The 18,415-nt window shown below is 71.6% G+C and carries 15 protein-coding genes; 6 read left to right on the top strand and 9 right to left on the bottom strand.

Annotated features, from left to right (window positions below; genetic code table 11):
* Together SACPADRAFT_RS33395 and hrcA are read right to left on the bottom strand one after the other, a co-directional pair.
* Positions 1-320 (bottom strand): DnaJ domain-containing protein (locus tag SACPADRAFT_RS33395; protein WP_007024193.1); only part of this gene is annotated, 320 nt, incomplete at its 3' end.
* A gap of 128 nt (positions 321-448) precedes the next feature.
* Complete coding sequence (hrcA, locus tag SACPADRAFT_RS0221060; protein ID WP_007024194.1) at positions 449-1,474, bottom strand: heat-inducible transcriptional repressor HrcA; 1,026 nt, start codon at positions 1,472-1,474, stop codon at positions 449-451.
* A 294-nt stretch (positions 1,475-1,768) separates the two neighbouring features.
* On the opposite strand from hrcA, the gene SACPADRAFT_RS0221055 reads away from it, so the two are divergent.
* Both SACPADRAFT_RS0221055 and SACPADRAFT_RS0221050 read left to right on the top strand, forming a co-directional pair.
* Positions 1,769-2,143 carry an SSI family serine proteinase inhibitor gene (locus tag SACPADRAFT_RS0221055; RefSeq protein ID WP_007024195.1) on the top strand — a complete coding sequence of 125 codons (375 nt, stop codon included), beginning with the start codon at positions 1,769-1,771 and terminating at the stop codon, positions 2,141-2,143.
* Positions 2,144-2,218: 75 nt separating this feature from the next.
* Complete coding sequence (locus SACPADRAFT_RS0221050; RefSeq protein WP_007024196.1) at positions 2,219-4,324, top strand: catalase; 2,106 nt, start codon at positions 2,219-2,221, stop codon at positions 4,322-4,324.
* Positions 4,325-4,406: 82 nt separating this feature from the next.
* On the opposite strand, the gene SACPADRAFT_RS0221045 is transcribed toward SACPADRAFT_RS0221050, so the two are convergent.
* Complete coding sequence (locus SACPADRAFT_RS0221045; protein ID WP_007024197.1) at positions 4,407-5,639, bottom strand: serine hydrolase domain-containing protein; 1,233 nt, start codon at positions 5,637-5,639, stop codon at positions 4,407-4,409.
* A gap of 54 nt (positions 5,640-5,693) precedes the next feature.
* Entirely contained in the window at positions 5,694-6,500 is an 807-nt protein-coding gene (locus SACPADRAFT_RS0221040; protein ID WP_007024198.1) for a siderophore-interacting protein, read from the bottom strand.
* Positions 6,501-6,657: 157 nt separating this feature from the next.
* Here SACPADRAFT_RS0221040 and SACPADRAFT_RS0221035 point away from each other — a divergent pair, with 157 nt between their 5' ends.
* Together SACPADRAFT_RS0221035 and SACPADRAFT_RS0221030 are read left to right on the top strand one after the other, a co-directional pair.
* Entirely contained in the window at positions 6,658-8,367 is a 1,710-nt protein-coding gene (locus tag SACPADRAFT_RS0221035; protein ID WP_007024199.1) for a GMC family oxidoreductase N-terminal domain-containing protein, read from the top strand.
* A gap of 13 nt (positions 8,368-8,380) precedes the next feature.
* The gene (locus SACPADRAFT_RS0221030) at positions 8,381-9,004 is read left to right on the top strand and encodes a TetR/AcrR family transcriptional regulator (protein ID WP_028662650.1); all 624 of its coding nucleotides are present in this window, start codon (positions 8,381-8,383) and stop codon (positions 9,002-9,004) included.
* Between the two features lie 130 nt (positions 9,005-9,134).
* Here SACPADRAFT_RS0221030 and SACPADRAFT_RS0221025 read toward each other — a convergent pair whose 3' ends face one another.
* The 3 genes from SACPADRAFT_RS0221025 to SACPADRAFT_RS0221015 form a co-directional block, all read right to left on the bottom strand.
* Positions 9,135-9,797, bottom strand: a complete 663-nt coding sequence (locus SACPADRAFT_RS0221025) for a histidine phosphatase family protein (RefSeq protein ID WP_007024201.1) — start codon at positions 9,795-9,797, stop codon at positions 9,135-9,137.
* Positions 9,798-9,909: 112 nt separating this feature from the next.
* Positions 9,910-10,665: an SDR family oxidoreductase gene (locus tag SACPADRAFT_RS0221020; RefSeq protein WP_007024202.1), complete on the bottom strand. Its 756-nt coding sequence runs from the start codon at positions 10,663-10,665 to the stop codon at positions 9,910-9,912.
* A gap of 69 nt (positions 10,666-10,734) precedes the next feature.
* Complete coding sequence (locus tag SACPADRAFT_RS0221015; RefSeq protein WP_007024203.1) at positions 10,735-12,366, bottom strand: acyl-CoA synthetase; 1,632 nt, start codon at positions 12,364-12,366, stop codon at positions 10,735-10,737.
* A gap of 299 nt (positions 12,367-12,665) precedes the next feature.
* Here SACPADRAFT_RS0221015 and SACPADRAFT_RS31730 point away from each other — a divergent pair, with 299 nt between their 5' ends.
* Positions 12,666-12,860 (top strand): hypothetical protein, encoded by a 195-nt coding sequence (locus tag SACPADRAFT_RS31730; RefSeq protein ID WP_007024204.1) that lies wholly within the window; start codon positions 12,666-12,668, stop codon positions 12,858-12,860.
* On the opposite strand, the gene hrpA is transcribed toward SACPADRAFT_RS31730, so the two are convergent.
* The gene (hrpA, locus tag SACPADRAFT_RS0221010; protein ID WP_007024205.1) at positions 12,806-16,711 is read right to left on the bottom strand and encodes an ATP-dependent RNA helicase HrpA; all 3,906 of its coding nucleotides are present in this window, start codon (positions 16,709-16,711) and stop codon (positions 12,806-12,808) included. The two genes, SACPADRAFT_RS31730 and hrpA, sit on opposite strands and share 55 nt — an antisense overlap.
* 85 nt (positions 16,712-16,796) lie before the next feature.
* Positions 16,797-17,966, bottom strand: coding sequence for a lactate 2-monooxygenase (locus SACPADRAFT_RS0221005; RefSeq protein WP_007024206.1), 1,170 nt, complete (start codon positions 17,964-17,966; stop codon positions 16,797-16,799).
* Positions 17,967-18,115: 149 nt separating this feature from the next.
* Here SACPADRAFT_RS0221005 and SACPADRAFT_RS34220 point away from each other — a divergent pair.
* On the top strand, positions 18,116-18,415 hold a 300-nt coding region (locus SACPADRAFT_RS34220), incomplete at its 3' end, for a MerR family transcriptional regulator (protein WP_007024207.1).

Below are 18,415 nucleotides of genomic sequence, written 5' to 3'. Positions count from 1 at the left end.
CGCGCCCCGCCCGCGGCGGCGCCGAAGAAGGCGTCCATGATGTCGCCGAGGCCGCCGAAGCCCGCGAACGGGTCCCGGCCACCGCCGCCCGCGGCGGCGCCGTTGTCCATCGGGTCGCCGCCCATGTCGACGATCTTCCGCTTCTGCGGGTCGGACAACACCTCGTAGGCGGTGGTGACCTCACTGAACTTCTGCTGCGCGTCCTCGGACGGGTTGACGTCGGGGTGCAGCTCGCGCGCCAGCTTGCGGTACGCGCGCTTGATCTCCTGGTCACTCGCGTTGCTCGACACCCCGAGGGTGCCGTAGTAGTCGTTGGCCACCGTCTTGCCGTCCTCCTACGAGAAAATCCTGAAAGCTGTGCGCCGGTCCCCGTCCCGCGGCCCCGGCCGGTGCGGGTCCCGTCGTGCCCGCCCGCCGGACAGGGTATTCGCGCCGGTCGGCGGACCGACTATTTGCCGGCCACGATCCGCCCCACGTAGTTGGCCACCGCGCGGACCGCGGCGATGGTGCCGGGGTAGTCCATCCGGGTCGGGCCGACCACGCCCATGCCCCCCAGCAGCATCTCGTCCGAGCCGTAGCCGATGGACACGACCGACGTGCTCCGCATCTGCTCGTCCTCATTCTCCTCACCGATGCGCACGGTGACGGCACCGGGGTTGCGTGCGGCCTCGAGCAGTCTCAGCACGACGACCTGCTCCTCCAGCGCCTCCAGCACCTGCCGCAGCGAGTTGGGGAAGTCGGCGACGTTGCGGGTCAGGTTCGCCGTGCCGCCGAGCACCAGCCGTTCCTCGGGGTGCTCGACCAGCGACTCGACCAGCACCGAGCTGACCCTCGCGACCGCGTCCCGCAGTTCCGCCGGCGCCTGCTCCGGCAGCTCTGCGACCCGGGTCGCCGCGTCGCCGAGGCGCTGACCGGACAGGGTGCTGTTGAGCATCTCCCGCAGTCGCGCGACGGTGTCCTCGTTGATCACGTCACCGAGGTCGACGGTGCGCTGGTCGACGCGCCCGGTGTCGGTGATCAGCACGATCATCAGCCGGGCCGGGGTGAGCGCGACCAGCTCCAGGTGCCGCACGGTCGAGTTCGTCAGGGTGGGGTACTGCACGACCGCGACCTGGCGGGTCAGCTGGGCCAGCAGCCGCACCGAGCGGCGCAGGACGTCCTCGAGGTCCACGGCGCCCTCGAGGAACTGCATGATCGCCCGCCGTTCGGCCCCGGAGAGCGGCTTGATCTCGGAGAGCCGGTCGACGAACATCCGGTAACCCTTGTCGGTCGGGATCCGTCCCGCGCTCGTGTGCGGCTGGGCGATGTAGCCCTCCTCCTCGAGGGCCGCCATGTCGTTGCGGACCGTGGCGCTCGACACGCTCAGGTTGTGCCGGTCGACCAGCGCCTTCGACCCGACCGGCTCCTGGTTCGAGACGTAGTCGGCAACGATGGCGCGCAGCACCTCGAACCGGCGCTCCTCCGCGGTGGACACCGGAACCTCCTCTCGTCGCCGGGACGACCCCGAGTTTACGTGGATCGGCCTCCGCCCCGACCCGGACCGACGGGGCGGGATCCGAGGAGAACACGGTCGACCCACCCGGCCCGGACCGCGGTGACCGACGTCTCGGTGACACTGCTCACGGCCACCCGGGTGGCGCCGGGTCGGGGAACCCGCGGTCGCGCACCCGGTGCATCACCGTCCGTAGTATCTACCTCGCCCGTTCGAGTGGCTACATCATCCGGTCGAGTACACAGGTTCGCTCGAAGGCGTGCCGATAACAGCCACATGGCCTTGATCTCAGCGACAACCGTGACCGCATGCACGATCGCCGCCGTCTGTTCGGGCGCCCCGACCCCCACGCCCGAGTCCTCCCTGGTGCTGAACCTGCGGGGAACGACGGGACCGGAACGTGTCGTGCACCTGACCTGCTCCCCCGACGCCGGGACCCACCCCCGGGCCCGGGCCGCCTGCGCGGCGCTGACCCGGGCGGAGGGTGACTTCGACCGGCTCCCGGCGAAGGACTCGACCTGCACGATGGTCTACTCCCCGGTCCGCGCCCAGGCCCACGGGCACTGGCGGGGCAACCCGGTGGACTACTCCACGGAGTACGCCAACCGGTGTGTGGCCGACGCCCGCTCGGGTGGGGTATTCGGGTTCTGACGCCGTTTCCGCCGACCACGGCCGGGTAGCCGCCCCCGGAGCAGTCGAGCAGAACCGACGGGGAGGCAACCGGCCGTGGCACAGCAACGTCGTGACGAGAAGGACCGCCAACTCGACCAGTTCCGGGTGTCGCAGGAGGACACCGAACTGACCACCCAGCAGGGTCTCAAGGTCGACCACACCGACGACTCGCTGACCGTGGGCGAACGGGGCCCGACGCTGCTGGAGGACTTCCACTTCCGGGAGAAGGTCACCCACTTCGACCACGAACGCATCCCGGAACGGGTGGTCCACGCACGGGGTTCGGGCGCATACGGCTACTTCCAGCCGTACGACTCGTGGCTGTCGGACTACACGACCGCGCACTTCCTCACCGACCCGAACCGGCAGACGCCCACGTTCGTCCGGTTCTCCACCGTCGCGGGCTCGCGCGGCTCCGCCGACACCGTCCGCGACGTCCGTGGCTTCGCCACCAAGTTCTACACCGACCAGGGCAACTACGACCTGGTCGGCAACAACATGCCGGTGTTCTTCATCCACGACGGGATCAAGTTCCCCGACTTCGTGCACGCGGTGAAACCGGAGCCGCACAACGAGATCCCGCAGGCGCAGTCCGCCCACGACACGCTGTGGGACTTCGTGGGCCTGCAACCGGAGACCCTCCACATGATGATGTGGCTGATGTCGGACCGGGCACTGCCGCGCAGCTACCGCATGATGCAGGGCTTCGGCGTGCACACCTTCCGGCTGGTCAACGCCGAGGGCAGGGGCACCTTCGTCAAGTTCCACTGGACGCCGAAGCTGGGCACGCACTCCCTGGTGTGGGACGAGACCCAGAAGATCGCGGGCAAGGACCCGGACTACAACCGGCGCGACCTGTGGGACGCCATCGAGGCCGGGCACTACCCGGAGTACGAACTGGGGGTGCAGCTCGTCGACGAGTCCGACGAACACCGGTTCGACTTCGACCTGCTGGACGCCACCAAAATCATCCCGGAGGAGGAGGTCCCCGTGCGGCCGGTCGGGCGGATGGTGCTCGACCGCAACCCGGACAACTTCTTCGCCGAGACCGAGCAGGTGGCGTTCCACACCGCGAACGTCGTGCCCGGCATCGACTTCACCAACGACCCGCTGCTGCAGGCCCGGAACTTCTCGTACCTGGACACGCAGCTCATCCGGCTCGGCGGGCCGAACTTCGCCCAGATCCCGGTGAACCGCCCGACCGCGCCGGTGCACAACAACCAGCGCGACGGCTACATGCAGGTCCAGGTGCACCGCGGGCAGGCCCCGTACCACAAGGACACCCTCGACGGCGGCTGCCCGGCGATCGCCGACGCCGGCGCCTTCACGCACTACCAGGAGAAGGTCGAGGGGTACAAGATCCGCAAGCGCAGCGAGAGCTTCCAGGACTACTACTCGCAGGCGACCCTGTTCTGGAACAGCATGTCCGAGGTGGAGGCGGAACACATCGTGGCCGCCTTCCGGTTCGAACTGGGCAAGGTGCGGCACACGCCGATCCGTCAACGGGTGGTCGAGCACCTCAACCACGTCGACCACACCCTCGCGGTCCGCGTCGCCCGCGGTATCGGGGTGGACCCCCCGGCCGAGGCCGCCCGGCCGAACCACGGTCGTTCGTCGCCCGCGCTGTCCCAGCTCAACACCCGGATGGACCGCCCGGACACCCGCGCGGTCGCGGTGCTCACCGCCGACGGCGCCGACACGGCGGGCATCCGGGCGCTGATCTCGGCGCTGCGGGAACGGAAGGTCCTCGTCGAGGTGCTCGCGCTCACCGAGGGGCAGGTGGAACCGGCCACCGGTGAGGCCGTCACCGCCGACCGGGCCGTGAACACCATGGCGTCGGTGCTCTACGACGGGGTCGTCGTGGCCTCCGGGGCGGACGCCGTGTCGACCCTGTCGGAGGACGGCTACGCGGTGCATTTCGTGGCCGAGGCGTACAAGCACGCCAAGCCGGTCGCCGCGTTCGGGGCGGGCGTGGACCTGCTCCGCACCGCCGGGGTCACCGACCGGCTCGCCGATGGCCCGGACGTCGTCGACGACAAGGGGGTGCTCAGCACCACGGCCGATCAGGACTCGCTGCCCGACGACCTCGCCGCGCGGCTGGCCGACCGCCTCGCCGGGCACCGCAGCTGGGACCGCGTCACCGACGCGGTCCCGGCCTGATCCGGCCTGATCCGGGCGACGGCGGGTCCGCGCTCCGTGTCCCCCCGGGTGGACGGAGCGTGGACCCGCCGTCGCGCGTGCGTCAGAGAAGAGCCTGGTAGACGAGTTGCCGGAGTTGTTCCCGCAGCGGGTGGGTGCTCGACGGCAGGAGCTGGGTGAACAGCAGCACCGTCAGCTGCTCGGCCGGGTCCACCCAGAACGCCGTGGACGCCGCGCCGCCCCAGGCGAACTCCCCGGCGCTGGACAGCGTCCTGGCCTTCACCGGGTCACGCAGCACCGAGAAGCCGAGCCCGAACCCGTGCCCGTCGAACGGCATCTCGGCGAACAACGGCCTGCCGAACCGCTCCAGGTCCGCGTCACCGGGCAGGTGGTTGCGGGTCATCAGCCCGACCGTGCGCGGGGACAACAGGCGCGCCCCGTCGAGTTCGCCGCGACGCAGCAGGAACTGGGTGAACCGGTGGTAGTCGGCGGCGGTGGAGGCCAGGCCGGCCCCGCCCTGCAGGCAGTCGGGCCGTTGCCTGATCGCGTCGCCGAAGGCGTCATTGCGCACGGCCCGTCGGGTGCCGGGTTCGGGCACGTACAGCGCCGCGAGCCGGTCGTGGTCCGCGGGGTCGACGTGGAAACCGGTTCCGGTCATCCCGAGCGGACCCAGGATGTACTCGGCGAAGAACTCGTCCAGCGGCTGCCCGCTGACCACCTCGACGAGCCTGCCGAGCACGTCCGAGGCCACCGAGTAGTTCCATTCGGTGCCGGGTTCGAACACCAGGGGAAGGTCCGCCCAGAGCTCGCTGCACGCGGCGAGGTCCTTGCCCGGCGGCACGCTGGAGTCGAACCCCGCCTCGCGGTAGAGCGCGTCGACGGGGTGGGCGTAGTGGAATCCGTAGGTGAGTCCGGCGGTGTGGGTCAGCAGGTGCCACACCCGGATCGGCTCGGTGGCGGGCACGGTCACCGGTTGCGTGCTCGATCCCTTGACGAACACGCGCATGTCGGCGTACTCGGGCAGCCAGTGGTGGATCGAGTCGGTCAGGGCGAACTCGCCCCGCTCGAACAGCATCATGGCCGCGACCGAGGTCACGGGTTTGGTCATGGAGAAGATCCGCCACCGGGTGTCGTCGGCGACCGGGAGCCCCGCCTCGACGTCCCGGTAGCCCCGGCGCGCGACGTGGGCGATCCGGCCGTGCCGCGTCACCACCGCCAGCCACCCCGGCAGCAGTCCCTCGTCCACGTACCGGCCGAGCCGGTGGTCGATGCGGGCCAACCTGCCCGGGTCGAAGCCGAGTTCGGCCGGGTCCGCCTCCACAGTGAGTTCCGTCATGATCTCGTTCTACCGGAGAACGGACCGCGCGTGACCGACTTCGCCGCACCCGGGTCAGGCCATGAACTGCTTCTTCTCCGCACGCCAGGACTCGTCGTCGCGGCCCCGGCGCCAGTACCCGGAGAGCGACAGCAGTCTCTTGTCGAGGCCGCGTTCGGACAGCAGGTGCCGACGGAGCTCCTTCATCGCGCCGGCCTCGCCGTGCACGAACGCCTGCGCCCGGCCCTCGGGGAATTCGAGCGCGCGCACCGCCTCGACGAGGTCCTCCCCGGCGTCCCGGTGCAGCCACCGGATCTCGGCGTCGCCCTTGGTCGGCAGCGGCTGTTCCTCGGCGGCGTCGGCCACCGACAGCAGCACCCGCACGGGCATCCCCTCGGGCACCGCCTCCAGGGACGCGGCGACGGCGGGCACCGCGGCGTCGTCGCCGACGAACAGGTGCCAGTCCACGTCCGCGCCCGGCGCGTACTTGCCCCCGGGGCCCAGCAGCAGCACCTCGTCACCCGGCCGGGCGCTGCGCGCCCAGGGGCCGCCGAGTCCGACCTCGCCGTGGTACAGCACGTCCAGTGCCAGTTCCCCGGCGTCCGGATCATGCTGCCGCACCGTGTACGTGCGTTTCCGCGGGCGGTGTGCGGGCGCCAGTCCGTCCTTCAGGGCCGCGGTGTCGAGGGGCTCGGGGAGGTCGACCCCGGGCACCGGGAACAGCACCTTGACGTAGCTGTCGGTGCAGCCCGTGGCGGGGAAGGACGCCAGGTCGGGGCCACCGAGTACCACCCTCGTCAGGCACGGGGTCACCCGCTCGGTGCGGACGACCTCCGTCCGCCACACCGGCTTGCCGCCGCGGTCCCGCTCCCGATCGGCCATGCCGGGTTCCTCCACTCGTCGCGGCGGGCTCCACGAACCCACCTCGTCTTAGGCTTACCTAACCGCCAGGTTAGCCCCCGCACCGCGGGGGGCCGCAACCACCGGACGCGCGATCGCGATTCTTGACAAGTTGCCAACAACAGACGACGGTAACCGCATGACGCGGTTCGACCACGATGTCGTAGTGATCGGTTCCGGATTCGGTGGCAGTGTGAGCGCCCTGCGCCTGACCGAGAAGGGCTACCGGGTGGGGGTCCTGGAGTCGGGCAGACGGTTCGCCGACCACGAGTTCGCCGACACGTCGTGGCACCTGCGCGACTACCTGTTCGCCCCGAAGGCCGGCTGCACGGGCATCCTGCGCATCACCCCGCTGCCGGACGCGCTCGTGCTCACCGGGGCGGGCGTCGGCGGCGGCTCCCTGGTCTACGCGAACACCCTCTACGAACCGCCGGACGCCTTCTACGCCGACCGCCAGTGGTCGGGCATCACCGACTGGAAGGCCGAACTCGCGCCGTACTACGACCAGGCCAGACGGATGCTCGGCGTCACGACCTACCCGCACACCACCGCGGCGGACGAGGTGATGCGCGAGGTCGCCGACGACATGGGCATCGGGCACACCTACCGCTCCACCCCGGTGGGCGTGTACTTCGGCGACGACGACACCGAACCCGGAGAGCGTGTCGACGACCCGTTCTTCGGCGGCGCGGGCCCCGAGCGGCGCGCGTGCCTGCACTGCGGCGAGTGCATGACCGGGTGCCGGCACGGCGCGAAGAACACCACGGTGAAGAACTACCTGCACCTGGCCGAGCGGGCGGGCGCGGAGATCCGTCCGCTGACGACGGTGACCGAGGTGCGCCCGCTCCCCGGGGGCGGTTACGCCGTGGCCTGCGCGCACACCACGCGGCCGTGGCGACGGTGGACCGTGACCGCCGAACAGGTCGTCTTCTCCGCCTCGGCGCTGGGGACCCAGCGGCTGCTGCACCGGATGCGGGACACGGGTGCGCTGCCCCGGATCTCGGACAAGCTGGGGGTGCTGGCGCGGACGAACTCCGAGGCCGTGCTCGCCGCCCGCACCACCCGCGACGACACCGAGTACCACCGCGGCGTGGCGATCACGTCGTCGATCCACCCGGACGAGGTCACCCACGTCGAGCCGGTGCGCTACGGCAAGGGCAGCAACCTGCTGGGGCTGCTCGGCGCGGTGCTCACCGACCCCGTCCCCCGGATGCCGCGGTGGCTGGCCGGACTGCGCGAGATGCTGCGCAACCTGCGCAGGCTCCCCGCCCTGCACAACCCCCGGCGGTGGTCGGAGCAGACGATCGCGCTGCTGGTGATGCAGACCCTGGACAACTCGGTGACCACCTACACCCGCCGCGGCCTGTTCGGCAGGCGGATGCGCACCCGGCAGGGCGCGGGCGAACCCAACCCGACCTGGATCCCGGCGGGCCACGAGGTCACCCGCCGGGTCGCGGACAAGATCGGCGGCATCCCGGGCGGCGGCTGGAACGACCTGTTCAACGTCCCATTGACCGGGCATTTCATCGGCGGGTGCGTGATCGGGGACTCGCCGGAGAGCGGGGTGGTGGACCCGTACCAGCGGCTGTACGGACACCCCGGGCTGCACGTGGTGGACGGCTCCACGATCTCGGCGAACCTCGGTGTCAACCCGTCGCTGACCATCACCGCGCAGGCGGAACGGGCGATGGCGATGTGGCCGAACAAGGGCGAGGCCGATCCGCGGCCGGAACCGGGCTCGCCCTACCGGCGGGTGGCACCGGTGCGGCCGAACCACCCGATCGTGCCCACCGAGGCACCCGGGGCATTACGTCTGCCCATTTCCCCGGCGAAGCATGGGAGCCCGTGAGAAACTGCCCGCCATGACGACCGAATCGGTGCCGAGATGGCGAAGGCTGGAGCCGGACGAACGGAAGGAACAGATCTTCGCCTGCGCCGCCGCACTGTTCGGCGAACGGCCCTACGCCGAGGTGTCTACCTCGGACATCGCCGCCCATGCCGGGGTGGCCCGGGGGCTGATCAACCACTACTTCGGCACGAAACGGGAGCTCTACCTCGCGGTCGTCCGCCGGGCGCTGGACATCCCGCACACCGCGATCACCGAACTCCCGGAGGGATCGCTGGAGCAGCGGGTCGAGGCCGCGGTCGACTGGTTCCTCGGCATGGTGAGCGCACAGGAGAAGATGTGGCTCGCCGCGATCACTCCCGAGGGCATCGGCCGGGACCCGGAGGTCGAGCGGATCCTGGACGAGGCCGACCGCACCGCCGCCGACCGGGTCCTGGAGGCGATGGGCTTCGCCACCACCGACCCCCGGTGGGAGCAGTACAACGCCGTGCTGCGGTCCTACGGGGGCCTGGTGAAGGTCGCGGGCAGTGAATGGCTGGTCCGCGGCAGCCTCGACCGCACACAGGTGCACACCCTGCTCAGCCACGTCCTGCTGACCCTGGTCACGGACGTTCTCCCCCGACTGCACCCCACACCGTGAGCCCCCCGGCACCCCACCGGGTGCCGTGAAGGACCCCTTCCCCGCGTCCGGTGCCGTGAGGGACTCCTTCGCTGCGTCCCAGGCAGGCAAGGGGGCCTTCACGGCACCACCCCGCCACGGGACGCGGCGGTCAGCGGTAGGTGAGCAGGTGGGCGGTGTCGCCGTCGAAGTGGGCGTGCTCGTTGAACGACAGCAGGGTGGTGCCCGACCGGCCGGTGACCAGTTTCGAGATCCCGCCGTTGGCGGCCACCCGGTTCAGGGTGAGCAGTCCGGTCGCCGGATCACCGAGCAGCGCCCCGCACAACGTCGCGATCACCCCGCCGGAGCTGAACACCACGGCCTGTTCCCCCTTGCCGACGACCGCGACCAGGTCGTCGAGCGCGGCACGTACCCGGGTACGGAACTCCGGCCACGTCTCGGCGCACGGGCTGTCCTCCCCGGCGTCGACCCACTCCCGCAGCGCGGTGTCCAACGCCGCCTGGAACGCCCGGGGCTCGGCGCGGTCCTGGGCGGCCCCACCCCCGTGGTGGGCGGTGATGTCGGTGTGGTCGTACTCGTTCCACCGGACGTCCTCCTTGAGCCCGGTGCCCGGTGCCGCCTCGGCCAGCGCCAGCTCCCCGGTGGACCGTTGCCGGGACAGCGTGCCGCTGCGGACCTCGCTCACCGCGACCCTCCTGCGCAGCAGTTCCGCGCCGACGAGGCGGGCCTGCGTCGTGCCGCGGTCGGAGAGCACGTCGTAGTCGTCCGCGCCGAACGACGCCTGTCCGTGCCTGACCAGGTAGATGGCGCCCATCGGAGTCCTTTCCGTGTCCCGGCTCTTCGCCCGCGCTCCGGTCTCCCGCCGCCGCGGCCACCCGCCGCGGGCCCGTCCCTTGTACCGCACCCGTCGACACGGGCGGGCCGGTTCAGGTGAGTTTGCGGAGCAGTCCGGCGGGCAGGGCGCGGACGAGCACGCTCAACGGCGCCCACGGCCACGGCGGGATGTAGGCCTTCGCCTGTTCCTTCTCGATCGCCCGGACCAGCGCGCGGACGCCGGCCGCGCTGCCGGTCAGCAACGGGGTCCTGCCGGACTTGCGGCCGGTCATCTCCGACTCGATGTAGCCGGGCAGCAGCGTGGTGACCCGGATCGGGGTCGTCAGCGTGTCGGCGCGGATACCGTCCGCGAGCGTGCTCACCCCGGCCTTGGAGGCGGCGTAGGCGGTGAGGTTGCGCGGCATCCCCCGCACGGCGCTGAACGAGGACACGACCACCAGGTGTCCGGCGTTCTGCTCCCGGAAGATCGCCGTCGCGGCCTCGCACTGGGCCAGTCCCGCGACCGTGTTGGTTTCGACGGTCTGGCGGTTGGCCGCGAAGTGGCCGGTGCCGACGGGCTGCCCCTTGCCCAGGCCCGCGTTGACGACGACGCGGTCCAGGGTGCCCAGCTCGGTGCGGAACTCGTCGAACACCGAGAACACCCGGTCGTGGTCGTTGACGTCGAGTTCCCGCACGACGACCTTGATGCCCGGATAGCGTTCGGTGAGCTCGGCGGCCAGCGTGTCCAGCCGGTCGCGCCGGCGCGCACACAGCCCGAGGTTGCGGCCCCGGGCGGCGAACTCCCGGGCCATGCCCTCGCCGAGCCCGGAGCTGGCGCCGGTGATGACGATGTTGGTACGAACGGCCATGCCGAGACCCTACCCTCAGGTAACCGGCCTGCGTCCGGGCCCGGGTACCGCGTCCGCGGCCCGCCCCGGTCAGGAGAGCTCGTTGCGCAGCACCTTCCCGGTGCTGTTGCGCGGCAGCCGCGGCAGGAACGCGACGTCCCGGGGAACCTTGTACCGGGCGAGGTTGGCCCGCACGTGGTCCCGCACCCCCTCGGCGTCCAGGGAGGCGCCGTCCGTGGTGACCACGAACGCCTTCAGCCGCTGGCCGAAGTCGTCGTCGTCGACGCCGAGCACCGCCGCCTCGACGACCTCGGGGTGGTCCACCAGGATGTTCTCCACCTCGACCGGGTAGACGTTCTCCCCGCCCGAGACGATCATCTCGTCGTCCCGGCCGTCGATGAACAGCAGGCCGTCGGCGTCGAAGTGTCCGACGTCGCCGGTGGCGAGCAGGCCGTCCAGGACGTCCTTGGTCCGGCCGTCGGTGTAGCCGTCGAAGGCCAGGCCGCTGCCGACGAACACCCGACCGGTCACCCCCGGCTCGGTGATGCGCCGGTCGCTGTCGTCGTACAGCGCGACCCGGCAGCCGACGGGCGGGCGGCCGACCGTACCCGGCGCGCGGCGCCAGTCCTCCGGCGTCGCGACCGTGGCGACGGCGACCTCGGTCGAGCCGTACAGATTGTGGATGACGTCGCCGAACAGTTCGGTGGCCCGGTTGCCGAGGTCGGGCGACAGCGCCGACCCGGCCACGAAGATGATCCGCAAACGGGACGTGTCGTACTGCGCGCGGGTCTCCGGGGGGAGGTCGACGAGGCGCTGCAGCATGGTCGGGACCAGCACGAGCGCGGTGCAACGGTGCTCGGCGACGCCCCGCAGCACCGTCTCCGGGTCGAACTTCCGCCGCAGGACCACGGTGCAGCCCAGCGCGCAGGAGAGGATGAACTGGGAGAGCCCGGTCGCGTGGAACAACGGCGCGGCCATGTAGGTGGCCTCGCCCACGCGCAGCGGGATGCGGTCGAGGAACTGGGCCGAATCCAGCGGGGACACCTTCGGCCGGGGGGCGCCCTTCGGGGTGCCGGTGGTGCCGCTGGTGAGCAGGACGAGTCCGCCCGGCTTCTCCGGTGGCGGGACGGTGCGGTCGTCGGCGGCACCGATCACCGAGTCCAGCGTGGGTACGGTGCCGGAGTCGGCGTCGTCACCGGAGTCGGTCCAGGACAGGTAGCGGTCGACACCGGTGATGTCACCGAGCAGGTCGGTGAACTCCTCGTCGTGGACCAGCACCCGCACGTTCTCGCGCTCGGCCACCGCGGTGAGCTGCGGCTTGGCGAAGCCGGTGTTCATCAGCAGCACCGGCGCGCCGAGCTTGCCCGCGGCGAGCATGGTCAGTACCAGTCCGCGGTGGTCGCGGCAGAGCGCGGCGACGGTGGTGCCCTGCCCGACCCCGCGTGCGGCCCAGGCCCGGGCGAGCGCGTTCGACCGGAGGTCGAGCTGCCGGAAGGTCAGCGGCCCCTGCTCGTCGACGATGCCGACCGCCGTCGCGTCCCGGTGCGCGGCCACGCGCACGGCCCCGGCCAGTGGTCCGTACCGGCGCGCGGTGATCAGCGACCGCAATCCCTCGTCCACCCGGGGGAACGGCGCCAGCCCGGCGCGACGCAGCACGTCGATTCCGCGGACGGTGTCGACCACCCGGCGCGTCAGCCCGGCCACGGTCGTCGGCGTCTTCATCGGCCACCTCCTCGAACCTGGTCGAACTAAACCTACCCGCAAGTAGGTTCAGTCGTCGACCCACCCCACACCCGCGAGTCGACACCCCATGCCCGCGAGTTGCCCCCTCCCGACCGCGAGTCGACACCCCGTCACCACGAGTCGACACCTCGTGCTCACGAGCGACGTTCGGGCCAACTGGACATCGGGTCGGAGCTCCGGGGACAGCGCCACTCCGCGCGACTGCGGCCCCCACCTGCCCCGACCGGCCCACCGGCACCGCGGGACAGACTTCCGTCGCGACACGACAGCTCGCCGTCGTGGAGTGGCAACTCGCCGTCGTGGAGTGGCAACTCGCCGTCGTGGAGTGGCAACTCGCCGTCGTGGAGTGGCAACTCGCCGGTCTGGAGTGGCAACTCGCCGGTCTGGAGTGGCAACTCGCGCGCCGGGGGGAGGAGGGTTACGGGGCGGCCTTGTCCAGGGCTTTGAGGATGCGTTTGGTGGAGACCGGGTAGGCGGTGCCGAGGGTCTGGGCGAAGTAGCTGATGCGGAGTTCCTCGATCATCCACGGGATCTCGGCCAGGGCCGGGTCCGGGTCCGTGCCGGACGGCAGCGCGTCGCGCACGGCGGCGTACTCGTCGCGCAGCCAGTTGATCTCGCGCAGCCGCTCGACGTCGCGCCCCGGGTCGGTGGGCAGCTTGTCCAGTCGGCGTTCGATGCCCCGGACGTAGCGGGCCACGTCGGGCAGCCGGTCGTAGCCCGTGCCGGTGACGAAACCCGGATACACCAGGCCGTCGAGTTGGGCGCGCATGTCGTCCAGGGACTCCCGCAACGCCCCGCCGCCGGTCTCGTCCAGCCGGGTCCGCACCGTCCCCGCCGCGGCGAGCACCGCCTCCACCTCGTGCAGCACGGCCAGGGTGGTGCCGTTCAGGCGCGGGCGCACCGCCTCGGTCAGCGCGGCGAAGGCGTCCTCGTCCCAGACCGGCCCCCCGGCCTCGGCGACGAGCTTGTCCACCGCGCAGTCCACGCAGTCCTCCAACAGCGCCGCCACCCCGCCGTGCGGGTTGCGGGTGAGCACCAGCTTGGCCTGGTTGGACAGGTTCCGGTTGACGTACTTCGCGGGCGAGGGCACGGACAGCCGCACCAGCCGGCGCGTGCCCCGCCACATCGCCGCACGCTGCTGCTGCGGGCTGTCCAGCGTCCGCACGGCGACACTGTCGCCCTCGTCGACCAACGCCGGATACGCCCGGACCTCGTGCCCGCCCCGCTGTGCGCGGAACTCCCGCGGCAGCGTGCCGAAGCTCCCACCGGTGAGGCCGGACCGTTCGACGTCGTCGGCGGCCGCGGAGATCGTCTCCCGCAGCCGGCCGCCCAGCTGCTCCCGCAGGGCGGACAGGTCCTTGCCCTCGGCGACGGTGCGTTGCTTCTCGTCGACGACCCGGAAGGTCATCCGCAGGTGCGCGGGCACGGCGTCGGACTGCCACGCCTCCCGCGGCACCGCGACTCCGCGCAGGGCCTCCAGTTCCCGCCCGAGCACATCGAGCAGCGGGCCGTCGTCCGGCCCGATCCGCCCGGTCACCTGCCGAGCGGTGTCCGGCGCGGGCACGAAGGTGCGCCGCAGCGATTTCGGCAGCGACTTCACCAGCGCGGCCACCAGGTCCTCGCGCAGCCCCGGCACCTGCCAGTCGAACCCGGCGTCGGTGACCTGGTTCAGCACCGGCAGCGGGATGTGCACCGTCACGCCGTCGGCGTCGGTTCCGGGCTCGAACTGGTAGGTCAGCGGCAGCTCCAGCTCGCCCTGCCGCCAGACGTCCGGATAGTCCGCCGCGCGGACCTCGTCGGCGGTGGCGTTGACCAGCATGGCCTTCTCGAAGGTCAGCAGGTCCGGTTGCTCGCGGCGGGCCTTCTTCCACCACGAGTCGAAATGCCGCGCGGAGACGACGTCGTCCGGGATGCGCTCGTCGTAGAAGGCGAACAACGTCTCGTCGTCGACGAGGATGTCCCGGCGCCGCGCCCGGTTCTCCAGGTCGGTCACCTCGTCCAGCAGTGCGCGGTTGTCGTGGAAGAACCGGTGGTCGGTCTCCCAGTCCCCCTCCACCAGCGCGTGCCGGAGGAACAGCTCCCGCGAGGTCTCCGGGTCGATCCGCCCGTAGTTGACCTTGCGACCGGACACCAGCGGGATGCCGTAGAGGGTCACCCGCTCGTTCGCCATCACCGCGCCCTGTTTGCGTTCCCAGCGCGGCTCCGAGTAGGTGCGTTTGACCAGGTGCTGCGCGAGCGGCTCGATCCATTCGGGCTCCACGCGGGCGTTGATCCGCCCCCACAGCCGGGAGGTCTCCACCAGTTCGGCCGAGGCGATCCACCGGGGTTGCTTCTTGAACAGCGACGACCCGGGGAACACCGAGAACCGGGTGCCGCGGGCGCCCAGGTAGTCGCCCTTCTCCGGATCCTTGAGCCCGACGTGCGAGAGCAGGCCCGCCAGCAGCGAGGTGTGGATGCGCTGCGGATCGCCGGGCACGCTGTTCAGCGTGATTCCCAGGGGTTTCGCCAGCTGGCGCAGCTGGCCGTAGACGTCCTGCCACTCGCGGATGCGGAGGTAGTTGAGGAACTCGGCGCGGCAGAGCTTGCGGAACTGGTTGTTCGACAGCGCCTTCTGCTGCTCGCGCACGTAATTCCACAGGTTCAGGTACGCCAGGAAGTCCGAGCCGGGCTCGGTGAACCGCGCGTGCTGCTGCCGGGCCTGCTGCTCGAACTCCGCGGGCCGCTCCCGCGGGTCCTGGATGGACAGAGCCGCGGCGATGATCATGACTTCGCGCACGCACCCGTTCGCCGCGCCCTCGACGATCATGCGGCCCATCCGCGGGTCGACGGGCAGCTGCGCCAGCTTCTTGCCGACCGCGGTGAGCGTGCCGCCCGAGGAGTCCGCCGCGCCGAGCTCGGTGAGCAGCTGCACGCCCGCGGTGATCTGGCGCCGGTCCGGCGGCTCGACGAACGGGAACGCGCCGATGTCGCCCAGCCCGAGTGAGATCATCTGCAGGATGACCGAGGCCAGGTTGGTGCGCAGGATCTCCGGGTCGGTGAACTCCTGCCGGGAGAGGAAGTCGTCCTCGGTGTACAGCCGGATGCAGATGCCGTCCGAGGTGCGCCCGCACCGGCCCTTGCGCTGGTTCGCCGAGGCCTGGGAGATCGGCTCGATCGGCAGCCGCTGCACCTTGGTGCGCGAGCTGTACCGGGAGATGCGCGCGGTGCCGGGGTCGACGACGTACCGGATGCCGGGCACGGTCAGCGACGTCTCGGCGACGTTGGTGGCCAGCACGATCCGCCGCCCGCGGTGCGGCTTGAACACCCGCTGCTGCTCGGCGGCGGACAACCGCGCGTACAGCGGGAGAATCTCGGTGTCCGGCAGGTTCATCGCCCGCAGCGCCTCGTCGGTGTCCCGGATCTCGCGCTCGCCGGACAGGAACACGAGCACGTCGCCGGGCCCCTCGGCGGTGAGCTCCCGGACCGCGTCGCCGATGGCCGCCACCTGGTCGCGGTCCGGGTCGGCGTCCGGGTCGTCCGGGTCGACCACCGGCCGGTAGCGGACCTCGACGGGGTAGGTGCGGCCGGAGACCTCGACGATCGGGGCGTCGTCGAAGTGCCGGGAGAACCGTTCGGGGTCGATGGTCGCGGAGGTGATGATCACCTTGAGGTCGGGCCTGCGCGGCAGCAGCCGCTTCAGGTAGCCGAGCAGGAAGTCGATGTTGAGGCTGCGCTCGTGCGCCTCGTCGATGATGATCGTGTCGTACTGCCGCAGCATCCGGTCGTGCCCGATCTCGGCGAGCAGGATGCCGTCGGTCATCAGCTTCACCAGCGTGTCGTCACCGGAGGTGTCGGTGAACCGCACCTTGTACCCGACGGAGTCGCCGAGGTCGGTGTCCAGTTCCGCGGCGATCCGCTCGGCCACCGTCCGCGCGGCGATCCGGCGGGGCTGGGTGTGCGCGATCTGCCCGCGGACGCCGAGCCCCAGGTCGAGGCAGATCTTGGGCAGCTGCGTGGTCTTGCCGGAGCCGGTCTCCCCCGCGACGATCACGACCTGGTTGTCCCGGATCGTCTCGGCGAGATCCTCCCGTCGCCCGCTGACCGGGAGCTCGTCCGGGTATTTCACCGTGGGCACCGACTCGCGACGGCGGGCCACGCGCCGCTCGGCGGCATCCACGTCGGCGGCGATCTTGGCGACGACGTCGTCGGCCGGCCGCGGGCGCGCCTTCCGGGACTTGCCCGACTTGGTCAGCCCGTCGATACGCCTGCGGAGACGGTTCGCGTCGCGCACCATCAGTTCGGGCAGGCGCGAACGCAACTCGGCGAGGGGGGACGCGGTGGACATACGCACCCCAGGGTAGCCGGGCGCTCCCGCGGCCCGCCCACCACTTTCCGCCCGGACGGATCGCGGGCACTCCGACGGCCGGGACTCAGCGCCGCGCGGTGGTCAACGAGGACGGCCGCAGGTCGGCGAGGCGGCGGTGCCCGGACAGGCCCATGGTCAGGTCGAGGTCGGCGAGCAGGCTGCGCAGCACGTGCCGCACGCCGTCCTCCCCGCCGTGCGCGAGGCCGTAGACCCACGGCCTGCCGACCAGGACGGCCCGGGCGCCCAACGCCAGCGCCTTGGCCACGTCCGCCCCGGTGCGCACCCCGGAGTCGAACAGTACCTCGATCCGCGACCCCACGGCACCGACGATCTCCGGCAGCGCGTCCAACGCGGCCACGGCCCCGTCCACCTGCCTGCCGCCGTGGTTGGACACGATCACCCCGTCCATCCCCGCCTCCGCGGCGCGGCGGGCGTCGTCCACGTGCGTGATGCCCTTGAGCACGATCGGGCCGTCCCAGTGCTCCCGCAGGAACGCCAGCGCGTCCCAGTCGCGGTCCGTCCCGGTGATCATCGAGATCCAGCGGAGCACGGCCGAGGGCAGGTCGTCCTCCGGCGGCGCCTCCAGCTTCGACCGGAAGACCGGGTCGGAGAACGGCACGGCGGTGCCCTCCCCCTGCAGGAAGGGCAGGTAGCCGCGGTCGAGGTCGCACGGCCGCCAGCCGAGCGACCAGGTGTCCAGCGTGACCACGAGCGTGCTGAACCCGGCAGCCCGGGCGCGGGAGAGGATGCTGCGGCACACGTCCGGGTCGTTCGGCCAGTACAGCTGGAACCAGCGCGGCGCGTCCCCGGAGGCGGCGGCGACGTCCTCGATGCTGGTCGACGACGCCGTGGACAGCACGGTCGGCAGACCCAGCCCCGCAGCGGCACGGGCGGTCGCCCGCTCCGCGTCGGGATGGACGATCGACTGCACCCCGACGGGGGCCAGCAGCACCGGCGCGGGCGTCTGCGTGCCGAGCACGGTGGTCGACAGGTCCCGCTCGGTGGCGTCGGTGAGCATCCGGGGCACCAGCCGCCACCCGTCGAAGGCGTCGCGGTTCGCGCGCATCGTGGCGCCCGACCCCGCGCCCCCGGCGACGTAGTGGAACGGCCCCGGATCGAGCAGCCCGGCGGCCGAGTCCTCCAGCTTGGTGGGGTCGGTGGTGAACTCCGGCGTCCGGCCGCCGTAGGCCTGCAGGTAGAGCTCACTCTGGTAGAGGGAGTACCGCTCGCCCATCCGTACCTCCTTCGCCCGGTGCCGTCCGGGGCCGTCGCGGGCCGTCGCCTGCCTCGATGCGTGCTCGTGCGCGGCATCCTACGGACCGGGGTCGGCCCGGCGGCGGAAGAGTTGACCTTCGAGTCCGTCGAACGCGCAGACTGCCCGGCATGGACGACCACATCACGGACACCGGCCTGGACAACATCGGCACGTTCGCCCGGCGGGTGGGCCTCACGCCGAGTGCGTTGCGCTTCTACGACGACTGCGGGGTGCTGACCCCCACGCGGACCGACCCCGGGACCGGCTACCGGTACTACGGTCCCGACCAGGAACACCGGGCGGTCCTGCTGCGCACGCTCCGCGAGGCGGAGGTGCCGCTGGCCGAGGTGAGCGCCGTGCTGGACGGCCCGGGCGCCGACGCGGAGGAGATCCTGCGCGCGCACGGGGACCGGCTGCGGACCCGGGCC

This window comes from Saccharomonospora iraqiensis subsp. paurometabolica YIM 90007, from assembly GCF_000231035.2.
GTDB lineage: Bacteria > Actinomycetota > Actinomycetes > Mycobacteriales > Pseudonocardiaceae > Saccharomonospora > Saccharomonospora paurometabolica.
The sequence above is the reverse complement of the archived record's forward strand: the minus strand, read 5'-3'. Positions and strand labels throughout refer to the sequence as shown.